Source organism: Delftia sp. 11MD, from assembly GCF_050907895.1.
GTDB lineage: Bacteria > Pseudomonadota > Gammaproteobacteria > Burkholderiales > Burkholderiaceae_C > Comamonas > Comamonas tsuruhatensis.
This window is the reverse complement of sequence record NZ_CP194333.1, coordinates 6,679,060-6,695,534: the sequence shown is the minus strand read 5'-3', so window position 1 is coordinate 6,695,534 and position 16,475 is coordinate 6,679,060. Positions and strand designations below refer to the sequence as shown.

Here is a 16,475-nt window from a genome sequence, read left to right as displayed (position 1 = left end):
TGTCGAAGTCTAGTTGTGGATAGGAGGAACTGTTGCGAGGCTGCCATTGTAGCTTTTGCGGAAGTTATCCACAAAATATCAGGAGCTTGTCCTCTGCCCTGTCGCAAAATGGGCAGGCATCCTTCGGGTTCGAAGGGCATTGCATCAAGTGGGCAACGCTGTGATAATCGCGGGTTTCCCTGAATGTGTTCAGGGTGATATGTCCCGCCCGTCTGCATCGGGTCTGCATGCTGCTGCTGGTTGCCTTGGGCGAAACCTTCCCGGTTCGCGCTCCTGGCCGCACATGGCAAGTGCATCGTGCAGATTTTTGGCAGGTGGCCTGGCGGTTTGCCTTTGTGGCGGCTGCTGGCTGCACTGCGTGTAGCGTGCCGGATACGGGACCGGTGCAAAACTGAACCTTCTCTAGGAACCAACATGAAACGTACTTACCAACCCTCCAAGACCCGTCGCGCCCGCACCCACGGCTTTCTGGTCCGCATGAAGACCAAGGGCGGCCGCGCCGTGATCAACGCTCGCCGCGCCAAGGGCCGCAAGCGTCTGGCCGTCTAAGGCCAGCCATTGCTGGGCGGTTTGCTCGCTGCACTGAACCCCTGAAAGGGGTGCTGGAATGCAACGGCTGAAAACACGTCCGCAGTTTCAGGCCGCCATGGCTGCCGGTACGATTTCGCGTACCGCGCACTTCGCCCTGCACCGTCTCGTTCTGACGGAGCAGGTCGCTGCCATGCCGCCACCGACAGGGCCCGGATCGCAAGATCCGCAGGCCCTGTTCGGCGTTGGCGCGGTGCGCCGGGATGCCTGGCTGGGTGCCATGGTGCCCAAGCGCTGGGCGCGCCGATCGGTGACACGCCACACCATCAAGCGGCAGATCTACGCCGTGGGCGGCGAGCACGAGGCCTTGATGCTCCATGGCGCGCATGTGGTGCGATTGCGCTCGGGCTTTGACCGGCGCCAGTTCGTGAGCGCCACGTCCGATGTGCTCAAGCAGGCGGTTCGTGCCGAGCTGCAGCAGCTGTTCGCCCATGCCGCGAAACGCCTGTCGCAGCCGGCACCCGGGTTGCCTCAGCCAGCGCAGGAGCCGGCCGCTGCCGCTGGCGAGCCTGCCGGAGCCACGCCATGATGCAGCGGCTGCTGATGGCGCTGGTGCGTGGCTATCGGCTGATGCTCAGTCCCTGGCTGGGCTCGGCCTGCCGCTTCACGCCGACCTGCTCTGCCTATTCCCTTGAAGCGCTGGAGCAACACGGCGCTGCGGTAGGCTCCTACCTGACACTGCGCCGACTGGCGCGCTGTCATCCGTGGTGTGACGGGGGGCATGACCCTGTGCCAGAGCACAAGCCCAGGCTGTTCACCAGCCTGACGGCTGCGCCCGAAAACACCCAACCTTCCTCACCTAAGAAGTCTTCATGAACGATATTCGCCGCACCATCCTGTGGGTGATATTTGGCTTTTCGCTGGTCTTGCTATGGGACAAATGGCAAGTGCACAACGGCAAGAAGGCCACTTTCTTCCCCGCGCCGGCCGTGGCCACGGCCCCGGCACCTGAAACGGGCAAGGCGCCCGGCGACGCCAGCGTGCCCTCGGCAGCGACTGCGGCAACGGCCGGTGCCGGCGAAGTGCCTGGCGGCGCTGCCGCGCCCGAGGCTGCTCCGCGCCAGAACGTGACCATCAGCACCGACGTGCTGCGCCTGACCTTCGACAGCCAGGGCGGCACGCTGCGCCATGCCGAGCTGCTCAAGTACGCCGATTCCGCCCACAAGGACAAGCCGGTCGTGCTGTTCGACGAGAGCGTGCACCGTGTGTATCTGGGCCAGTCGGGCCTGATCGGCGGCGGTTTCCCCACGCACAAGACGACCATGACCGCGCTGCCCGGTGCACGCGAGCTCAAGGACGGCGAGGACCAGATGGAGCTTCGCTTCGAGTCGCCCGACATGGGCGGCGTGAAGCTGGTCAAGATCTGGACGCTCAAGCGCGGTGCCTACGACATCGGCGTGCGCCATGAAGTGGTGAACACCGGCACGACTGCCGTGAACCCGCAGCTGTACCTGCAGCTGGTGCGCGACGGCAACAAGCCCGAAGGCGAAGAGTCCACCATGTACTCCACCTTCACGGGCCCGGCCGTCTACACCGACGAGAAGAAGTACCAGAAGGTCGAGTTCAAGGACATCGAAAACGGCAAGGCCAGCGTCGAGAAGTCGTCCTCGGGCGGCTACGTGGCCATGGTCCAGCATTACTTCGCCAGCGCCTGGCTGCTGGCCGAAGGCGTGCAGCGCGAGAACTTCCTGCGCAAGGTGGACAGCAACCTCTACGCCGTCGGCATGATCACGCCCGTGGGCACCATCGAGCCCGGCCAGAGCAAGAGCGTGGAAGCGCGCCTGTTTGCCGGACCCCAGATCGAAAAGCGCCTGGAGGCTCTGGCCCCCGGCCTGGAGCTGGTCAAGGACTATGGCTGGCTGACCATCCTGGCCAAGCCGCTGTACTGGCTGCTGGACAAGCTGCACGGTTTCCTGGGCAACTGGGGCTGGTCCATCGTGGCCCTGGTGCTGCTGCTGAAGATCGCCTTCTACTGGCTCAATGCCAAGGCCTACTCCTCGATGGCCAAGATGAAGGCCATCAACCCGCGCATCATGGAAATGCGCGAGCGCCTCAAGGACAAGCCCCAGCAGATGCAGCAGGAGATGATGCGCATCTACCGCGAGGAAAAGGTCAACCCCATGGGCGGCTGCCTGCCCATCATCATCCAGATCCCGGTGTTCATCGCGCTGTACTGGGTGCTGCTGTCCAGCGTGGAAATCCGCAACGCCCCCTGGATCGGCTGGATCACCGACCTGTCGGCCAAGGACCCGCTGTTCATCCTGCCCGTGCTGATGACCCTGTCGTCGCTGCTGCAGACCGCGCTGAACCCCGCTCCGCCGGATCCGATGCAGGCCAAGATGATGTGGATCATGCCCCTGGTCTTCAGCGTGATGTTCTTCTTCTTCCCGGCCGGCCTGGTGCTGTACTGGCTGACGAACAACATCCTGTCCATTGCCCAGCAGTGGATCATCAACACCCGCATGGGCGTGCCGCCGCAGTTCAATCTGCCCAACTTCGGCAAGACCAAGCCTGCCAAGTAAGCCTGCGAAGGCCCTGGCTCCAAAGCCCGCTTCGGCGGGCTTTTTTCATGGGCGGCCTATCATCGGCGGCCTGAAATCCCTTCCCAAGAAAGCTCCATCCATGCTGCCCCGCCACAACGACCCCATTGCCGCCATCGCCACCGCTCCGGGGCGCGGCGCCGTGGGCATCGTGCGCGTCTCCGGCAAGGGGGTGGCGCCGCTGGTGCGGGTGCTGTGCGGGCGCGACCTCAAGCCGCGCGAGGCCACCTACCTGCCGTTGCGCGATGCCGCAGGCGGACCCATAGACCACGGCCTGGCCCTGTTCTTCCCGGCGCCGCACAGCTACACCGGCGAGGACGTGCTGGAGCTGCAGGCCCACGGCGGCCCGGTCGTGCTGCAGCTGCTGCTGGCACGCTGCCTGGAGGCGGCGCAAGAGCCTCTCGAAGGCCATCGCAGCGTACTGCCTGGCCTGCGCCTGGCCCAGCCTGGGGAATTCACCGAACGTGCCTTTCTCAACGACAAGATCGATCTGGCCCAGGCCGAAGCCATTGCCGACCTGATCGACGCCAGCACCGAGGCCGCCGCGCGCAGCGCGAGCCGCTCGCTGTCGGGAGCCTTCTCCGAGGAGATTCATGGCCTGCGCGATGCGCTGGTGCACCTGCGCATGCTGGTCGAGGCCACGCTGGACTTTCCCGAGGAAGAGATCGACTTCCTGCAAAAGGCCGATGCCAGCGGCCAGCTCGCGCGGCTGCGCGGCAAGCTGGACCAGGTGCTGTCGCGCGCCCACCAGGGTGCGCTGCTGCGCGAAGGCATCAAGGTCGTGATCGCAGGGCAGCCCAATGCGGGCAAGAGCTCGCTGCTCAATGCGCTGGCCGGTGCCGAGCTGGCCATCGTCACGCCCATCGCCGGCACCACGCGCGACAAGGTGCAGCAGACCATCCAGATCGAGGGCGTGCCGCTGCACGTGATAGACACAGCCGGCCTGCGCGAGAGCAGTGACGAAGTCGAGCGCATCGGCATCGCCCGCGCCTGGGAGGAGATCGCTGCGGCCGATGCCGTGCTCTTCCTGCACGACCTCACGCGCATGGGCGACAACGACTATCTGGCCGCAGACGCGGCCATCGCCGAAACCCTGGCCCAGAAGCTGCCGGGCCAGGTGCCCGTGATCGATGTCTGGAACAAGACCGATCGCGCCGAGCCGGCCCAGCTGCAGGTGCATGGCGGGCGCGAAGGCAGCGTGGCGCTGTCGGCACGCACTGGCGACGGCCTGGATGCGCTGCGCCGGCGCCTGCTGGATGTGGCCGGATGGCAGTCCGCTCCCGAAGGCCTGTACCTGGCGCGCGCACGCCATGTGGAGGCGCTGCAGGCCGTGGCCGCGCACCTGGAAGAGGCCGAGCTGCAGCTGGCGGCCCAGGCCGCCCATCTGGACCTGCTGGCCGAGGAACTGCGCCTGGCCCAGGTCTCGCTGAACTCCATCACCGGGGAATTCAGCTCGGATGACCTGCTGGGTGTGATCTTCTCGAGCTTTTGCATTGGCAAGTGACAGAGGGGATCCGGGCTGAGCGCGGCATGCTCAGCACGTCTGATGAGATGGCGGCAATATTTATCTTTTGCTACAAAATTTGCCGTCGAAAACCCACGCGCCGGCATTGGCGTGTCCGCTGCCGTCGCTTAGCATGCGGCGTGCCGCAGCGGCCCTTGCCGCTGCCTGTCGCCGGGTGCCGTCCCGGAGCGGGTACGCGGCCCACTTCGAACCGGATCCGCCATGTCTTCTTCCTCCCACAATGATTTGCGGCCTTTGGCCCAGGCCATGTCGTCGGCCGTGGCTGTCGACGGTGTGCAGAACGCGCTGACCTCGGAGCAGTGGGATCTGCTGGCACCTTACCTGGTGCCCGTCACTCTGGCCGCGGGCGAGCTGCTGTTTGCCGAAGGTTCGCTGGACCGCAATCTGTACTTCGTGGAGTCCGGCAGCCTCAGCGTGCACTACCAGGATGCCAAGGAGCGCATCCGCCTGGCCATCGTCGGTCCGGGCTCCATCCTGGGCGAGGGCGCCTTCTTTGCGCACCGCGCGCGCCACGCCACCGTGCAGGCTGCCGCGCCGGGGCGCCTGTGGTGCCTGACGGCCATGCGCTTCGCCGAACTCAGCAACCGCCAGCCCGGGGTGGCGCTGGCCCTGGTCATGGCCGCCGGCCAGGTCCTGGCGCGACGCGCGGTGGACAGCCGCCGCCGGGTGGCGAGCACCTGAGCCGCACCTGAACGGCACTTGGGCGAAGGCTCTCGGGGGGCCGGGTGGGATTACAGACCGGGCTTTGCTCTGCGACAAATTGATACAGCGGTTTTTGCAACACCTGTGCTCAAAATGTCGCCAAGTTGCAGGCACAATGCCGCGAGTTTGTGACTATTCGTGACAATGAGAGCCCCCATGTCTGTGTTCAACTGGTTTTCCCGCAAGCCTTTGCCCGAACAGGGTCGTGGTTCGCCTGGAAACGATGGCCAGGCCAACCCCGCGGCACGCCGTGATGCCGTCGCGGCCGGGCGCCGCAGCGAGCGGTCCGAGCGCCGTGAGCAGCTCTACGGCGTGGTGCGCGATGTCATGGTGCGTGCCGGGGTGTTGTCGGCCAGCTACAAGTTCAAGGTGCTCTCGCTGGACAGCGTGGGCCAGCGCTTCGTGGTGATGATGGACCTGGCACGGGCCTATGCCAGCGAAACCGCTCGGCTCAGCGAGATCGAGGCCATGCTGGCCCAGGCGGCCAAGGCCCGCATGGGCGCGGTCGTGACAGCCGTGTACTGGCGGGTCAGCGACCAGAACGCTGCCGCCCAGGCCCAGGTGCATTCCGTGGCCGTGCGCACACCGCGTCCCGTCCAGCCCGTGGCCGTCCCCGCCGTGGCTGCGATGGAGGCCGTGGCGCCCCAGCGCCGCAGGCAGGACACGGCGCCGTTCGAGCCCATAGACGATCAGGAAATGGCCGCCTTCAAGATGGCCGTGGCGGCCATGCCCGCTGCAGCCCGTGGTGCGGGCTCTGCAGCTGCGGCGCCCGCCGGCGTGCGCCGCTCGGGCCCCTTGCTCGGGCCAGGCGCAGGCGAACGCGGCGCGGACTTTCACCACAGCACGCTGGACCATCTGGACCTGGGTGTCACCCAGTACGGCGAACTGCGCTGACCGGGCGCCGGCCTGATTCAGTGGCCGGCGAAATCCACCAGCGTGAACAGCGGCAGGCCGCCATCGCGCAGCAGGGTGGAGCCGCCCAGTTCGGGCAGATCCACGATGGCCGCGCCCTCGATCACCGTGGCGCCCAGCTTTTCCAGCAATCTCTTGCCGGCCATCATGGTGCCGCCGGTGGCGATCAGGTCGTCGATCAGCAGTACGCGATCACCGGTCTTGACGGCATCTGTGTGCAGCTCCACCGTGGCGCTGCCGTATTCGAGCTCATAGGTTTCCTCCACCGTGGTGAACGGCAGCTTGCCCTTCTTGCGGATGGGCACAAAGCCAACGCCCAGCTCGTGGGCCACCACGGCACCCAGGATGAAGCCGCGTGCATCGAGCCCTGCCACCACGTCGGGGCGCATGCCGCGCTGCATGTAGCGGTGCACGAAGGCGTCGGTCATCACGCGAAAGACCTGGGGGTCCTGCAGCAGCGGCGTGATGTCGCGGAACTGCACGCCGGGCGCCGGCCAGTCGGGCACGGTGCGTATGTGCGATCGCAGGTAGTCGTTGACGCTGAGGGTGGTGTGCATGGCGCTGGATCGGGGGCTGGAAAGAACGGGCCAGTGTACCCAGACGCCCGATGGGGGCCGCCGCCGCCGGGTAGCCAGACCGCCTAAAATCTTCCAGATGAATTCTGATGCTGCCACCTTGAATGCGCTGGATACGTCCAGGGTCCTGCGCCTGGCCCGCGACACCCTGGGCATCGAGGCCGATGCCCTTCTTGCCATGTCGCAGCGCCTGGATGGCGTGTTCGGTGAAGTGGTGCAGCGCATCCTGAGCCTGTCCGGCCGCGTCGTCGTGATGGGCATGGGCAAGAGTGGCCACGTCGGGCGCAAGGTGGCGGCCACCCTGGCATCCACGGGCACTCCCGCCTTCTTCGTGCATCCGGGCGAGGCCAGCCATGGCGACCTGGGCATGGTGACCGGCATCGATCTGGTACTGGCGCTGTCCAACAGCGGCGAGGCCGATGAACTCACCGTGCTGCTGCCTGCCATCAAGCGCCAGGGCATACCCCTGGTGGCCATGACCGGCGGCGCGCAGTCCACGCTGGCCCGCCATGCCGACTGGGTGCTGGACACCCGTGTGGAGCGCGAGGCCTGCCCTTTGAACCTGGCACCCACGGCCAGCACCACCGCGCAGATGGCCATGGGCGACGCCCTTGCCGTGGCACTGCTCGATGCACGCGGCTTTGGCGCCGAGGACTTTGCGCGCTCCCATCCGGGCGGCGCGCTGGGCCGCAAGCTGCTGACCCATGTGCGCGATGTCATGCGCAGTGGCAAAGAGCTGCCCAAGGTCGGGGCCGATGCCAGCTTTGTCGAGTTGATGCGCGAGATGAGCGCCAAGGGCCTGGGCTGCTCGGCCATCGTCGATGCGGCAGGCGTGCTGCAAGGCATCTTCACCGACGGAGACCTGCGCCGCCGTGTCGAGGCCGGCACCGACCTGCGCGCGCTGCAGGCCGGCGATGTCATGCACAAGGGCCCCCGCACCATCGCCGAAGACGCGCTGGCCGTCGACGCCGCCAGCATGATGGAGGAGCACGGCATCACTGCCGTGCTGGTGGCCGATGCGCAGCACCAGCTGCGCGGCGTGGTCCATATCCGCGACCTGATGCGCGCCAAGGTAATCTGATGGCACGCGCTCCCTTGACGCCCGTGCAGAACTGGGACGCACCGCTGCTGCTGCTGGCGCAGGATGTGCGGGTGGCATTCTTCGATGTCGATGGCGTGCTGACCGATGGCGGCCTGCTGTTCTCTGGCGAAGGCGAAGTGCTCAAGCGCTTCAACACGCTGGACGGCCATGGTCTGAAACTGCTGCAAAAGGCTGGCATCACGCCCGCCGTGGTGACGGGCCGCGATTCGCCCGCGCTTCGCCTGCGGCTGAGCAATCTGGGCGTCACGCATGCGCGCTTTGGCACGGAAGACAAGGTGCCTGCCGCCGAGGCCATCCTGAAGGAGCTGGGCCTGCAATGGCACCAGGCGGCAGCCATGGGCGACGACTGGCCGGACCTGCCCGTGATGCGGCGCTCCGCCTTCGCCTGCGCACCGGCCAACGCCCATGACGAAGTGCTGGCCGTGGCCGATTGGGTCACGCCGCGCAGCGGCGGTGAAGGAGCGGTGCGCCAGCTGTGCGACCTGCTGCTGGCCGCGCGTGGCGCCTATGCCGGGCTGCTGGCGGAATACGCATCATGACCCAGGCCTGGCGCCGCGTCGGTGACCGGCTTTCCCTGTACCTGCCCGTGCTGCTGATGGGCCTGCTGGCGCTGGGCACCTGGTGGCTGGTGCGCAATGCGCCGCAGCCCCTGGCCAGCGGCACCGAAAAGGCCGTGGCGCACGAGCCCGACTATTTCATGAAGGATTTCTCGATCAAGAGCTTCGATGCCACGGGGCGTCTGAAGAGCCAGATCGAGGGCAGCATGGGCCGCCACTATCCCGATACCGACACGCTTGAAATCGACAACGTCCGCATGTTCGCGGTCTCGCCCGAAGGCCGCATCACGCGCGGCAGTGCGAACCGGGCGCTGAGCAATGCCGATGGTTCCGAGGTGCAGATGTTCGGCAATGCCATCGTCACGCGCGAGCCATTTGTGACAGCAGGTAAACAGCCGCAGCCGCAGTTGCAATTCCAGGGCGAATTCCTGCACGCCTGGCCCAACGAGGAGCGCGTGAGTTCCAACCAGCCCGTGGTGCTGACCCGTGGCAAGGACCGCTTCACGGCCGACAGCATGCAGTACAGCAACCTGGATCTGGTCATGAAACTGCAGGGCCGCGTGCGCGGCACCCTGCAGCCTTCCAGGACCAAGTAAGGCACCAGCGCAAGCGCAGGCGTGCCGATGGAGAACAAGCCATGACGACATCCTCGCGCAGCCCGGCACCCCTGGCCTTCATCACCGGCGCATCCAGCGGCATAGGCCAGGCCCTGGCCTGGCACGCCTACCAGCAAGGCTGGTCGCTGGCGCTGGTGGCTCGGCGCGGCGACGTGATGGCGCAATGGGCTGCGCAACAGGGCCTGGACTCCTCGCGTTTCGCCCTCTACGAGGCTGATGTGGGCGTGCCTGACAGCATCATCGCCGCCGCCCGGCGCTGCGAGCAGCAGCAGGGCCTGCCCGATGTCGTGATCGCCAATGCTGGCGTCAGCTGGGGTGTGGACACCTCGATGCGCGAGGACATCGACACCATGCAGCAGGTGCTGGCCGTCAACACGATGGGGGTTGTGGCCAGCTTCCACCCCTTCATCGCACCCATGGTGCAGCGTGGAAGCGGGCAACTGGTCGGAATTTCCAGTGTGGCCGGGCTGCGCGGCCTGCCAGGACACGGCGCTTATTGCGCCAGCAAGGCTGCAGTCATTGCCTATTGCGAAAGCCTTCGCGGTGAATTGCGCAGTAGTGGCGTAAAAGTCACGACATTGCTTCCTGGCTATGTGGATACACCCCTCACGCGTGGTAACCGCTATGGCATGCCATTCCTATTGGAGCCGCAGGAGTTTTCCGCAAGGGCCTGGCGTGCCATTGAAGCTCGCCGCAGTCTGGTCATCATTCCATGGCAAATGGCCTGGGTGGGGCGGTTGATGAAAATTCTCCCCAACGCGATATTCGACAGGCTGCTTGTAGGACGGAAGCGCAAACATCGGCATTTGGAAAATCCCTGATGCCCATTGCCGTTCGGAATATGCTCATGCACGCATCTTGTGCGTAAAAAAGGCTCCATGAAGGAGCCTTTTTGATTCGGGGTAACACTGAGAACCGTGGAACTCATTCCCCGTTGTTATTGTTGTTTCCCCAGCCGCCGCCACGGCCGCCATTGCGGGGGCCGGAGCCATAAGGGCTGCGGAATCCGCCGTCGCCACGACCGCCGTAGCCGCCGCCACCGCCGCCGTCGCCACGGCCATAGCCGCCACGGTCGCCACCGTCACCGCGTCCGTAGCCACCGCCATCACCGCGGCCACCGCCACCGTAACCGCCGCCGCCACCATCACCACGGCCATAGCCGCCGCCACCGCCGCCAAAGCCGCCCGAACGCGGGGGACGAGGCTCCATGGGACGTGCTTCGTTCACCACGAGGCTGCGTCCGCCCAATGGCTGGCCATTCATGCCCTGAACGGCAGCCTGAGCCTCGGCATCACTGCCCATCTCGACAAACCCGAATCCCTTGGAACGGCCTGTGTCGCGCTCCATCATGACCCGGGCGCTGGTGACAGCGCCGAACTGGCTGAATGCCTGCTCCAAGTCGTTGTCACGCACACCATAGGGAAGGTTGCCGACGTAAAGCTTATTGCCCATCAAAAACTCCTCAACTCCTCAATGCTCACTGGTTTGCGCTCGGCTTCAGGACGCACAGACATCAGGTTCCTTGTATACAAGAGCCTGGCCAACCTTCCTAAACACATAGCGTTCGAACGGGTCTGCCCGAAACTAAATTATGAAGCACAAAAATCAAAAAGATAAATGCTCGAAAACACAAGCTGATAACGTTTGGCAACAAAAAAGGGGCCCAGAGGGCCCCTTTTTTTGCTAACGCATGCTCTAAGCGAGAGCTTAGTAGCTGTTGCGACGGCCACCGCCGTAGCCGCCGTCGCGGTTGCCACCGCCGAAGCCGCCACCGCCGCCACCACCGAAGCCGCCGCCGAAGCCGCCGCTACGGGGAGCGCGGGGCTCCATCGGGCGGGCTTCGTTGACCACCAGGTCACGGCCGCCGCGGTTTTGGCCGTGCAGGCCTTGGATAGCAGCTTGTGCTTCGGCATCGCTGCCCATTTCGACGAAGCCGAAACCCTTGGAACGGCCGGTGTCGCGCTCCATCATTACCTTGGCGCTGTTAACGGCGCCGAATTCGCTGAAGGCTTGCTCCAGATCGCTGTCACGGAAGGTGTACGGCAGGTTGCCGACGTAAAGCTTGTTGCCCATGGAGGACTCCTGAAAAAACTGGAAAACGCGATGGAGCCCTAGGGAGTCAACACGGGATGACAACGTTAGAGACGCAAACGCACTAGCACTCATTGAGCCGAAGCCCGAACGAAAGCTCGCCCATTATGTGGCAGAAGTTTTCGCACGTTATTACTGTTTCGCAAAAATTCGTCGTGCCCGCCACAGAATGCCCCTGGGAGTTACCCTGAAATTGCGGCAGCGCATAAGCAAGTGCCTTGGCGGCAGTGGGGGCCGGCATGCAGATCCGAGGGCTGCTATGATCGCCGGCTCAGTCTTTGGGGAGTAGATCGTTCGGCTCAGCAGCCGGATGCATGCGTCAACAAACTTGGGCCTTCGCTGGCCTATGGCGTATGCGGCGCGCAGTGCAATGCTGCGTGTGACCGATCGAGACCATTGACCGCGCACCGATCCAAAGGCCGGAGTCGGAGCGTGGTCAATGCGTGCTCTATCCGGCCGGATAAATCCCCACACCATGGAAGCCTTCCTGATTTCAACCTCCGTCGTCGCGCTTGCCGAGATGGGGGACAAGACCCAGCTGCTGTCGCTGGTGCTCGCCGCGCGTTTTCGCAAACCCTGGCCCATCGTTGCGGGCATTTTCGTGGCCACGCTGGTCAACCATGCGCTGGCCGGTGCCGTGGGCGCCTGGATCACCAGCTATCTTGGCGAGAACGCCATGCGCTGGATTCTTGGCCTGTCCTTCATCGCCATGGCGGTCTGGATGCTGATCCCCGACAAGCTCGACGAGGACGAGGTGTCCGGACACTCGCGCTGGGGCGTCTTCGGCACGACGCTGGTGGCCTTCTTCCTGGCCGAGATGGGCGACAAGACGCAGATTGCCACCGTGATGCTGGCGGCCAAGTACAACGCCTACCTGTGGGTGGTGGCCGGCACCACGCTGGGCATGATGCTGGCCAACGCTCCCGTGGTGTGGCTGGGCGACAAGCTGGTCAAGCGCGTGCCCATCCGGCTGGTGCATGTGATCTCGGCCGTGATCTTCCTGGTGCTGGGCGTGCTGGCCCTGTTCCTTCCGGGGGCAGGCGTTTTGGCATAATGATTCTTCATGCGCCGATTTGCTTCTGCTTGCGGGCGCTTTATAAATCCAGCTAAAGACGACACCAGAGAACCCGGCCTCGTTTTTAGCGATGCCGGGTTTTTTCATGTCCTTCATCGCCACACCACAATCCATGCACTTCGACGAGCCGCTGCCGCTGCAGGGCGGCGGCTCGATCCGTGACTACGACCTCGCCTACGAGACCTACGGGCAGCTCAACGCCGACCGCAGCAATGCCGTGCTGGTCTGCCATGCGCTCAACGCTTCCCACCATGTGGCCGGCGTGTACGAGGGCCAGCCCAAGAGCGAGGGCTGGTGGGACAACATGATCGGCCCCGGCAAGCCCGTGGACACGAACCGGTTCTTCGTGATCGGCGTGAACAACCTGGGCTCGTGCTTTGGCTCCACGGGCCCCATGCACGCGCATCCGGACACCGGCAGGATCTATGGCGCCGACTTTCCCGTGGTCACCGTGGAGGATTGGGTGGACGCCCAGGCCCGGCTGCTGGACCGGCTGGGCATAGCGCAGCTGGCCGCGGTGCTGGGCGGCAGCCTGGGCGGCATGCAGGCGCTGTCCTGGTCGCTGCGCCATCCGGACCGCATGCGCCATGCCGTGGTCGTGGCCAGCGCGCCCAACCTCAATGCGGAGAACATCGCCTTCAACGAGGTGGCGCGGCGCGCCATCGTCACCGATCCGGATTTCCATGGCGGGCATTTCTACGAGCATGGCGTGGTGCCGGCGCGCGGCCTGCGCATCGCCCGCATGATCGGCCACATCACCTACCTGAGCGACGACGTGATGAACCAGAAGTTCGGCCGCCAGCTGAGGGAGGGCCTGGACCTGAAGTACAGCACGCAGGACGTGGAGTTCCAGATCGAGAGCTACCTGCGCTACCAGGGCGAGAAGTTCAGCAGCTACTTCGACGCCAATACCTACCTGCTGATCACGCGCGCGCTCGACTACTTCGACCCGGCGCGCACGCATGGCGGCGACCTGACCCAGGCGCTGTCGGTGGCCAAGGCCGGCTTTTTGCTGGTCAGCTTCACCACCGACTGGCGCTTCGCGCCCGCACGCAGCCGCGAGATCGTGAAGTCGCTGCTGGAGAACAACCGCGACGTCAGCTATGCCGAGATCGACGCGCCCCACGGCCATGACGCCTTCCTGCTCGACGACCCCCGCTACATGAACGTGATGCGCTCCTACTTCGACGGCATCGCCCAGGAAACCACGACAGCCGCCAAGGAGGCCGCATGACCGAGCTGAACACCATGCAGGCGATTGCGCGCCTGATCCCCAAGGGCTCGCGCGTGCTCGACCTGGGCTGCGGCGATGGCGCCCTGCTGTCGCACCTTCAGCGCGAGCGTGGCTGCACCGGCTACGGCGTGGAGCTGGATGACGCCAACGTGCTGGCCTGCGTGCGCCGGGGCGTGAACGTGCTGCAGCTGAACCTGGAGGACGGCCTAGCCATCTTCCAGGACAACAGCTTCGACGTGGTGCTGCAGATCGATACGCTGCAGCATCTGCGCAATGCCGAGACCATGCTGCAGGAGACGGCGCGCATAGGCCGCGCGGGCATCGTCGCCTTCCCCAACTTCGCGCACTGGCCCAACCGCCTGTCCGTGCTGCGCGGGCGCATGCCGGTGACGCGGCGCCTGCCCTACCAGTGGTATGACACGCCCAACATCCGCGTGGGCACCTACAAGGACTTCGAGGTGCTGGCCACCCGGAACCGGCTGCGCATACTGGACTCCTTCGGCCTGCAGGATGGCCGCAGCGTGCGTACCCTGCCCAATCTCATGGCGGGCACGGCGGTCTTCCATTTCGAGCACGCCTGAGCGCAGGCGGGCCATGTCCGTGTCATCCCCGGCGCGCACAATCGAATGCCCCGAGACCCCGGAGACAGACATGGACAACCTCCCACGCCGCCGCGCGCTGGCCCTGGCCGGCGCGGCCGCCGGCCTGCTGGTGGCCGGCTGCGCCGCACCGCAGGCGCCCGCCCGAAGCGATGCCGCTGCCGACTGGCCGCCCCGGCCCGCGCTGATCGCCCATCGCGGCGCATCGGCGCTGCGGCCAGAGCACACGCTGGAGGCATACCGCGAGGCCATACGCGCGGGCGCCGACTTCATCGAGCCCGACCTGGTCATCACGCGCGATGGCGTGCTGGTGGCGCGGCATGAGAACGCCATCGCCATCCTGGCGGCCGACGGCAGCCTCAAGGAGGCCACCACCAATGTGGCCGACCGTCCCGAGTTCGCGGCGCGCAAGACCACCAAAACCATCGACGGGCAGGCGATCACGGGCTGGTTCGTGGAGGATTTCACGCTGGCCGAGTTGAAGACGCTGCGTGCGCGCGAACGCATCCCGGCGATCCGCCCGGCGAATGTGCAGTTCAATGACCGTTTCGAGGTGCCCACGCTGCAGGAGGTCATCGACCTGGCCCGAGCCGAGAGCGCACGCACGAGCCGCACCATCGGCATCTATCCCGAGACCAAGCACCCGAGCTACTTCCAGTCCATCGGCCTGCCGCTGGAGCCCGCGCTGCTCAAGCTGCTCGCGGACAACGGCTGGAACCATGCGCAGGCGCCGGTGTTCGTGCAGTCCTTCGAGGTCGAGAACCTGCGCTGGATCCGTGCGCGCAGCAACCTGCGCCTGGTGCAGTTGCTGGCGCCCAAGGGCAAGCCCTATGACAGCGTGGCACGCGGCACGGGCCCCGGCTATGCCGACATGGTCACGCCCGCAGGCCTGGCCGAGATTGCGCGCTACGCCAACGGCATAGGGCCGAGCAAAAGCATGGTGATCCCTGTGGTGCAGGGTGCGAATGCCGCGCCCACTGCGCTGGTGGCCGATGCCCATCGCGCGGGGCTGCTGGTCCATCCCTGGACGCTGCGGCCCGAGAACGCCTTCCTTCCCCTGAGCCTGAAATCGCCGCCCGCACAGGACGGCGCCCGGCGTGGCAATGCGCGCGCCGACATGGACGATTTCCTGCGCACGGGCATCGATGGCATCTTCACCGACGACCCGTCGGTGGGGCGAGCCGCCATTGACGCTTTGCTCAAGTCGCGGCCTTGATCGGACGTGCTGCCGTGCGCCGGCCCGCTGCCTGCGCCTGCTCCAGCCACTGCTGGCGGCGTGCGGCATCGGCGCCGAGCACGGGTCCGAAACTGTGTATGCGCACGGGCCGGATGCCGCTGAACTCCAGGATGGCACGGCGCATCTGGTGATGGCCCGGCATGTGCGCCAGCCAGCGGTAATACCAGGGCGGGGAATCCATGCTCACCAGCAGATCGGCGGTGCGGCCGGCCAGCAGCCGGTCCCACAGCATCGAGCCCTTGCGGTACTTGAAGGCGAAGCCCGGCAGAAAGATGCGGTCGATGAAGCCCTTGAGCAAGGCCGGCAGGCCGCCCCACCAGGTCGGATAGACCCAGGCCAGGTGGCTGGCCCACAGGATGTCGGCCTGGGCCTGCTGCAGGTCAGGCTCCAGGGGCTGATCCTGGCGATAGCCGGCGCGCAGCAGCGGGTCGAAGTCCAGTTCGCCCAGGCGCAGCGTGCGCACTTGGGCACCGCTGTCGCGTGCGCCCTGGGCGTAGGCATCGGCCAGGCCGGCGCACAGGCTGCCGGCCGACGGGTGGCCGAGGATGATCAGGATGCGCTGGGGATGATGGGGGTGCGGGGTGCTTGGAAACATGGCGGCCATGTTCGCCTTGCCCCAAGGGGCAGGGTCAAGACCCTGGATCAAGCCATGGCGGTTTCGCAGGCGCGTTCTCTGGAATCCGCCGGCTCCAGGCGGCATTCGAGCAGCTCACGCTCCAGTGCGGCCAGCTGCGCCTGCAGTCCCTGAAGGTGCTGCATCTGCGCCTGCACCTGCTCGCGGCGGCCGCGCAGCAGCCGGGCCAGCGCGTCCCAGCTGTCGGCGTGGTCCAGGCGCTGCAGGCCATGCAGCTCGTCGAGCCGAAAGCCCAGCCCCAGCGCCTGGCGGATGCGCTGCACCAGCACCAGGTCCTGCTGTCCATACACGCGGTAGCTGCCTGCCCGCGCCACGGCACCGAGCAGGCCCCGTGATTCATAGAGCCTGACGGCCTTGGGCGAGCAGCCGGCGCGTCGGGCGAGTTCTCCGATATACATGGGGCGTGATCGTAGTCGCTGGCGCCGGGCTCTCATGGTCTGCATGGCGTTGGCGCACAATGACCGGATCGCGGCGCTGGCTTCGCTCG

General features: G+C 65.9%; 20 protein-coding genes. 15 read left to right on the top strand and 5 right to left on the bottom strand.

The window, feature by feature from the left end:
- Positions 1 to 414: 414 nt before the first annotated feature.
- The 7 genes from rpmH (at position 415) to ACRSCF_RS30650 (ending at position 6,249) form a co-directional block, all read left to right on the top strand.
- Positions 415 to 549: a 50S ribosomal protein L34 gene (gene rpmH, locus ACRSCF_RS30680; RefSeq protein WP_012207856.1), complete on the top strand. Its 135-nt coding sequence runs from the start codon at positions 415 to 417 to the stop codon at positions 547 to 549.
- Between the two features lie 58 nt (positions 550 to 607).
- Positions 608 to 1,117: a ribonuclease P protein component gene (locus tag ACRSCF_RS30675; RefSeq protein WP_017407041.1), complete on the top strand. Its 510-nt coding sequence runs from the start codon at positions 608 to 610 to the stop codon at positions 1,115 to 1,117.
- Positions 1,114 to 1,404, top strand: a complete 291-nt coding sequence (gene yidD / locus ACRSCF_RS30670) for a membrane protein insertion efficiency factor YidD (RefSeq protein WP_016447257.1) — start codon at positions 1,114 to 1,116, stop codon at positions 1,402 to 1,404. Before ACRSCF_RS30675 ends, yidD begins: the two co-directional genes overlap by 4 nt.
- Positions 1,401 to 3,110 (top strand): membrane protein insertase YidC, encoded by a 1,710-nt coding sequence (gene yidC, locus ACRSCF_RS30665; protein WP_016447256.1) that lies wholly within the window; start codon positions 1,401 to 1,403, stop codon positions 3,108 to 3,110. The genes yidD and yidC overlap by 4 nt, the downstream gene beginning before the upstream one ends.
- A 100-nt stretch (positions 3,111 to 3,210) precedes the next feature.
- Positions 3,211 to 4,632, top strand: coding sequence for a tRNA uridine-5-carboxymethylaminomethyl(34) synthesis GTPase MnmE (gene mnmE / locus ACRSCF_RS30660; protein WP_034365454.1), 1,422 nt, complete (start codon positions 3,211 to 3,213; stop codon positions 4,630 to 4,632).
- A 222-nt stretch (positions 4,633 to 4,854) separates the two neighbouring features.
- Positions 4,855 to 5,334: a Crp/Fnr family transcriptional regulator gene (locus tag ACRSCF_RS30655; protein ID WP_016447254.1), complete on the top strand. Its 480-nt coding sequence runs from the start codon at positions 4,855 to 4,857 to the stop codon at positions 5,332 to 5,334.
- Positions 5,335 to 5,511: 177 nt separating this feature from the next.
- On the top strand, positions 5,512 to 6,249 hold the full coding sequence (locus tag ACRSCF_RS30650) for a hypothetical protein (RefSeq protein WP_016447253.1): 738 nt from the start codon (positions 5,512 to 5,514) through the stop codon (positions 6,247 to 6,249).
- Positions 6,250 to 6,266: 17 nt separating this feature from the next.
- On the opposite strand, the gene ACRSCF_RS30645 is transcribed toward ACRSCF_RS30650, so the two are convergent.
- A complete protein-coding gene (locus ACRSCF_RS30645; RefSeq protein ID WP_017405006.1) occupies positions 6,267 to 6,824 on the bottom strand; it encodes an adenine phosphoribosyltransferase in 558 nt (185 codons plus the stop codon).
- A gap of 97 nt (positions 6,825 to 6,921) precedes the next feature.
- Between ACRSCF_RS30645 and ACRSCF_RS30640 the strand changes: the two genes are divergently transcribed.
- The 4 genes from ACRSCF_RS30640 to ACRSCF_RS30625 are packed head-to-tail and all read left to right on the top strand — an operon-like array spanning position 6,922 to position 9,939.
- Entirely contained in the window at positions 6,922 to 7,923 is a 1,002-nt protein-coding gene (locus ACRSCF_RS30640) for a KpsF/GutQ family sugar-phosphate isomerase (protein WP_016447251.1), read from the top strand.
- Positions 7,923 to 8,483, top strand: a complete 561-nt coding sequence (locus ACRSCF_RS30635) for a KdsC family phosphatase (RefSeq protein ID WP_016454196.1) — start codon at positions 7,923 to 7,925, stop codon at positions 8,481 to 8,483. Before ACRSCF_RS30640 ends, ACRSCF_RS30635 begins: the two co-directional genes overlap by 1 nt.
- Positions 8,480 to 9,097 (top strand): LPS export ABC transporter periplasmic protein LptC, encoded by a 618-nt coding sequence (gene lptC, locus ACRSCF_RS30630; RefSeq protein WP_016447249.1) that lies wholly within the window; start codon positions 8,480 to 8,482, stop codon positions 9,095 to 9,097. Before ACRSCF_RS30635 ends, lptC begins: the two co-directional genes overlap by 4 nt.
- A gap of 41 nt (positions 9,098 to 9,138) precedes the next feature.
- Positions 9,139 to 9,939: an SDR family oxidoreductase gene (locus tag ACRSCF_RS30625; protein WP_016447248.1), complete on the top strand. Its 801-nt coding sequence runs from the start codon at positions 9,139 to 9,141 to the stop codon at positions 9,937 to 9,939.
- Positions 9,940 to 10,042: 103 nt separating this feature from the next.
- Here the strand turns inward: ACRSCF_RS30625 and ACRSCF_RS30620 are convergent, their stop codons facing one another.
- Both ACRSCF_RS30620 and ACRSCF_RS30615 read right to left on the bottom strand, forming a co-directional pair.
- Complete coding sequence (locus ACRSCF_RS30620; protein ID WP_082001643.1) at positions 10,043 to 10,570, bottom strand: RNA recognition motif domain-containing protein; 528 nt, start codon at positions 10,568 to 10,570, stop codon at positions 10,043 to 10,045.
- 255 nt (positions 10,571 to 10,825) lie between these two features.
- Positions 10,826 to 11,191, bottom strand: coding sequence for an RNA recognition motif domain-containing protein (locus ACRSCF_RS30615; protein ID WP_016447246.1), 366 nt, complete (start codon positions 11,189 to 11,191; stop codon positions 10,826 to 10,828).
- 493 nt (positions 11,192 to 11,684) lie between these two features.
- Between ACRSCF_RS30615 and ACRSCF_RS30610 the strand changes: the two genes are divergently transcribed.
- From ACRSCF_RS30610 to ACRSCF_RS30595, 4 genes are all read left to right on the top strand, one after another.
- Positions 11,685 to 12,263, top strand: a complete 579-nt coding sequence (locus tag ACRSCF_RS30610) for a TMEM165/GDT1 family protein (protein ID WP_034348253.1) — start codon at positions 11,685 to 11,687, stop codon at positions 12,261 to 12,263.
- A gap of 106 nt (positions 12,264 to 12,369) precedes the next feature.
- The gene (metX, locus tag ACRSCF_RS30605; RefSeq protein ID WP_026062280.1) at positions 12,370 to 13,518 is read left to right on the top strand and encodes a homoserine O-succinyltransferase MetX; all 1,149 of its coding nucleotides are present in this window, start codon (positions 12,370 to 12,372) and stop codon (positions 13,516 to 13,518) included.
- Positions 13,515 to 14,099 (top strand): methionine biosynthesis protein MetW, encoded by a 585-nt coding sequence (gene metW, locus ACRSCF_RS30600; RefSeq protein WP_012207840.1) that lies wholly within the window; start codon positions 13,515 to 13,517, stop codon positions 14,097 to 14,099. Before metX ends, metW begins: the two co-directional genes overlap by 4 nt.
- Positions 14,100 to 14,169: 70 nt before the next feature.
- Entirely contained in the window at positions 14,170 to 15,333 is a 1,164-nt protein-coding gene (locus ACRSCF_RS30595; protein WP_244387681.1) for a glycerophosphodiester phosphodiesterase, read from the top strand.
- Here the strand turns inward: ACRSCF_RS30595 and ACRSCF_RS30590 are convergent.
- Both ACRSCF_RS30590 and ACRSCF_RS30585 read right to left on the bottom strand, forming a co-directional pair.
- Positions 15,317 to 15,958: an NAD(P)H-dependent oxidoreductase gene (locus ACRSCF_RS30590; RefSeq protein ID WP_034365457.1), complete on the bottom strand. Its 642-nt coding sequence runs from the start codon at positions 15,956 to 15,958 to the stop codon at positions 15,317 to 15,319. The two genes, ACRSCF_RS30595 and ACRSCF_RS30590, sit on opposite strands and share 17 nt — an antisense overlap.
- A gap of 38 nt (positions 15,959 to 15,996) precedes the next feature.
- Positions 15,997 to 16,386: a MerR family transcriptional regulator gene (locus ACRSCF_RS30585; protein ID WP_034365460.1), complete on the bottom strand. Its 390-nt coding sequence runs from the start codon at positions 16,384 to 16,386 to the stop codon at positions 15,997 to 15,999.
- Positions 16,387 to 16,475: the final 89 nt, after the last annotated feature.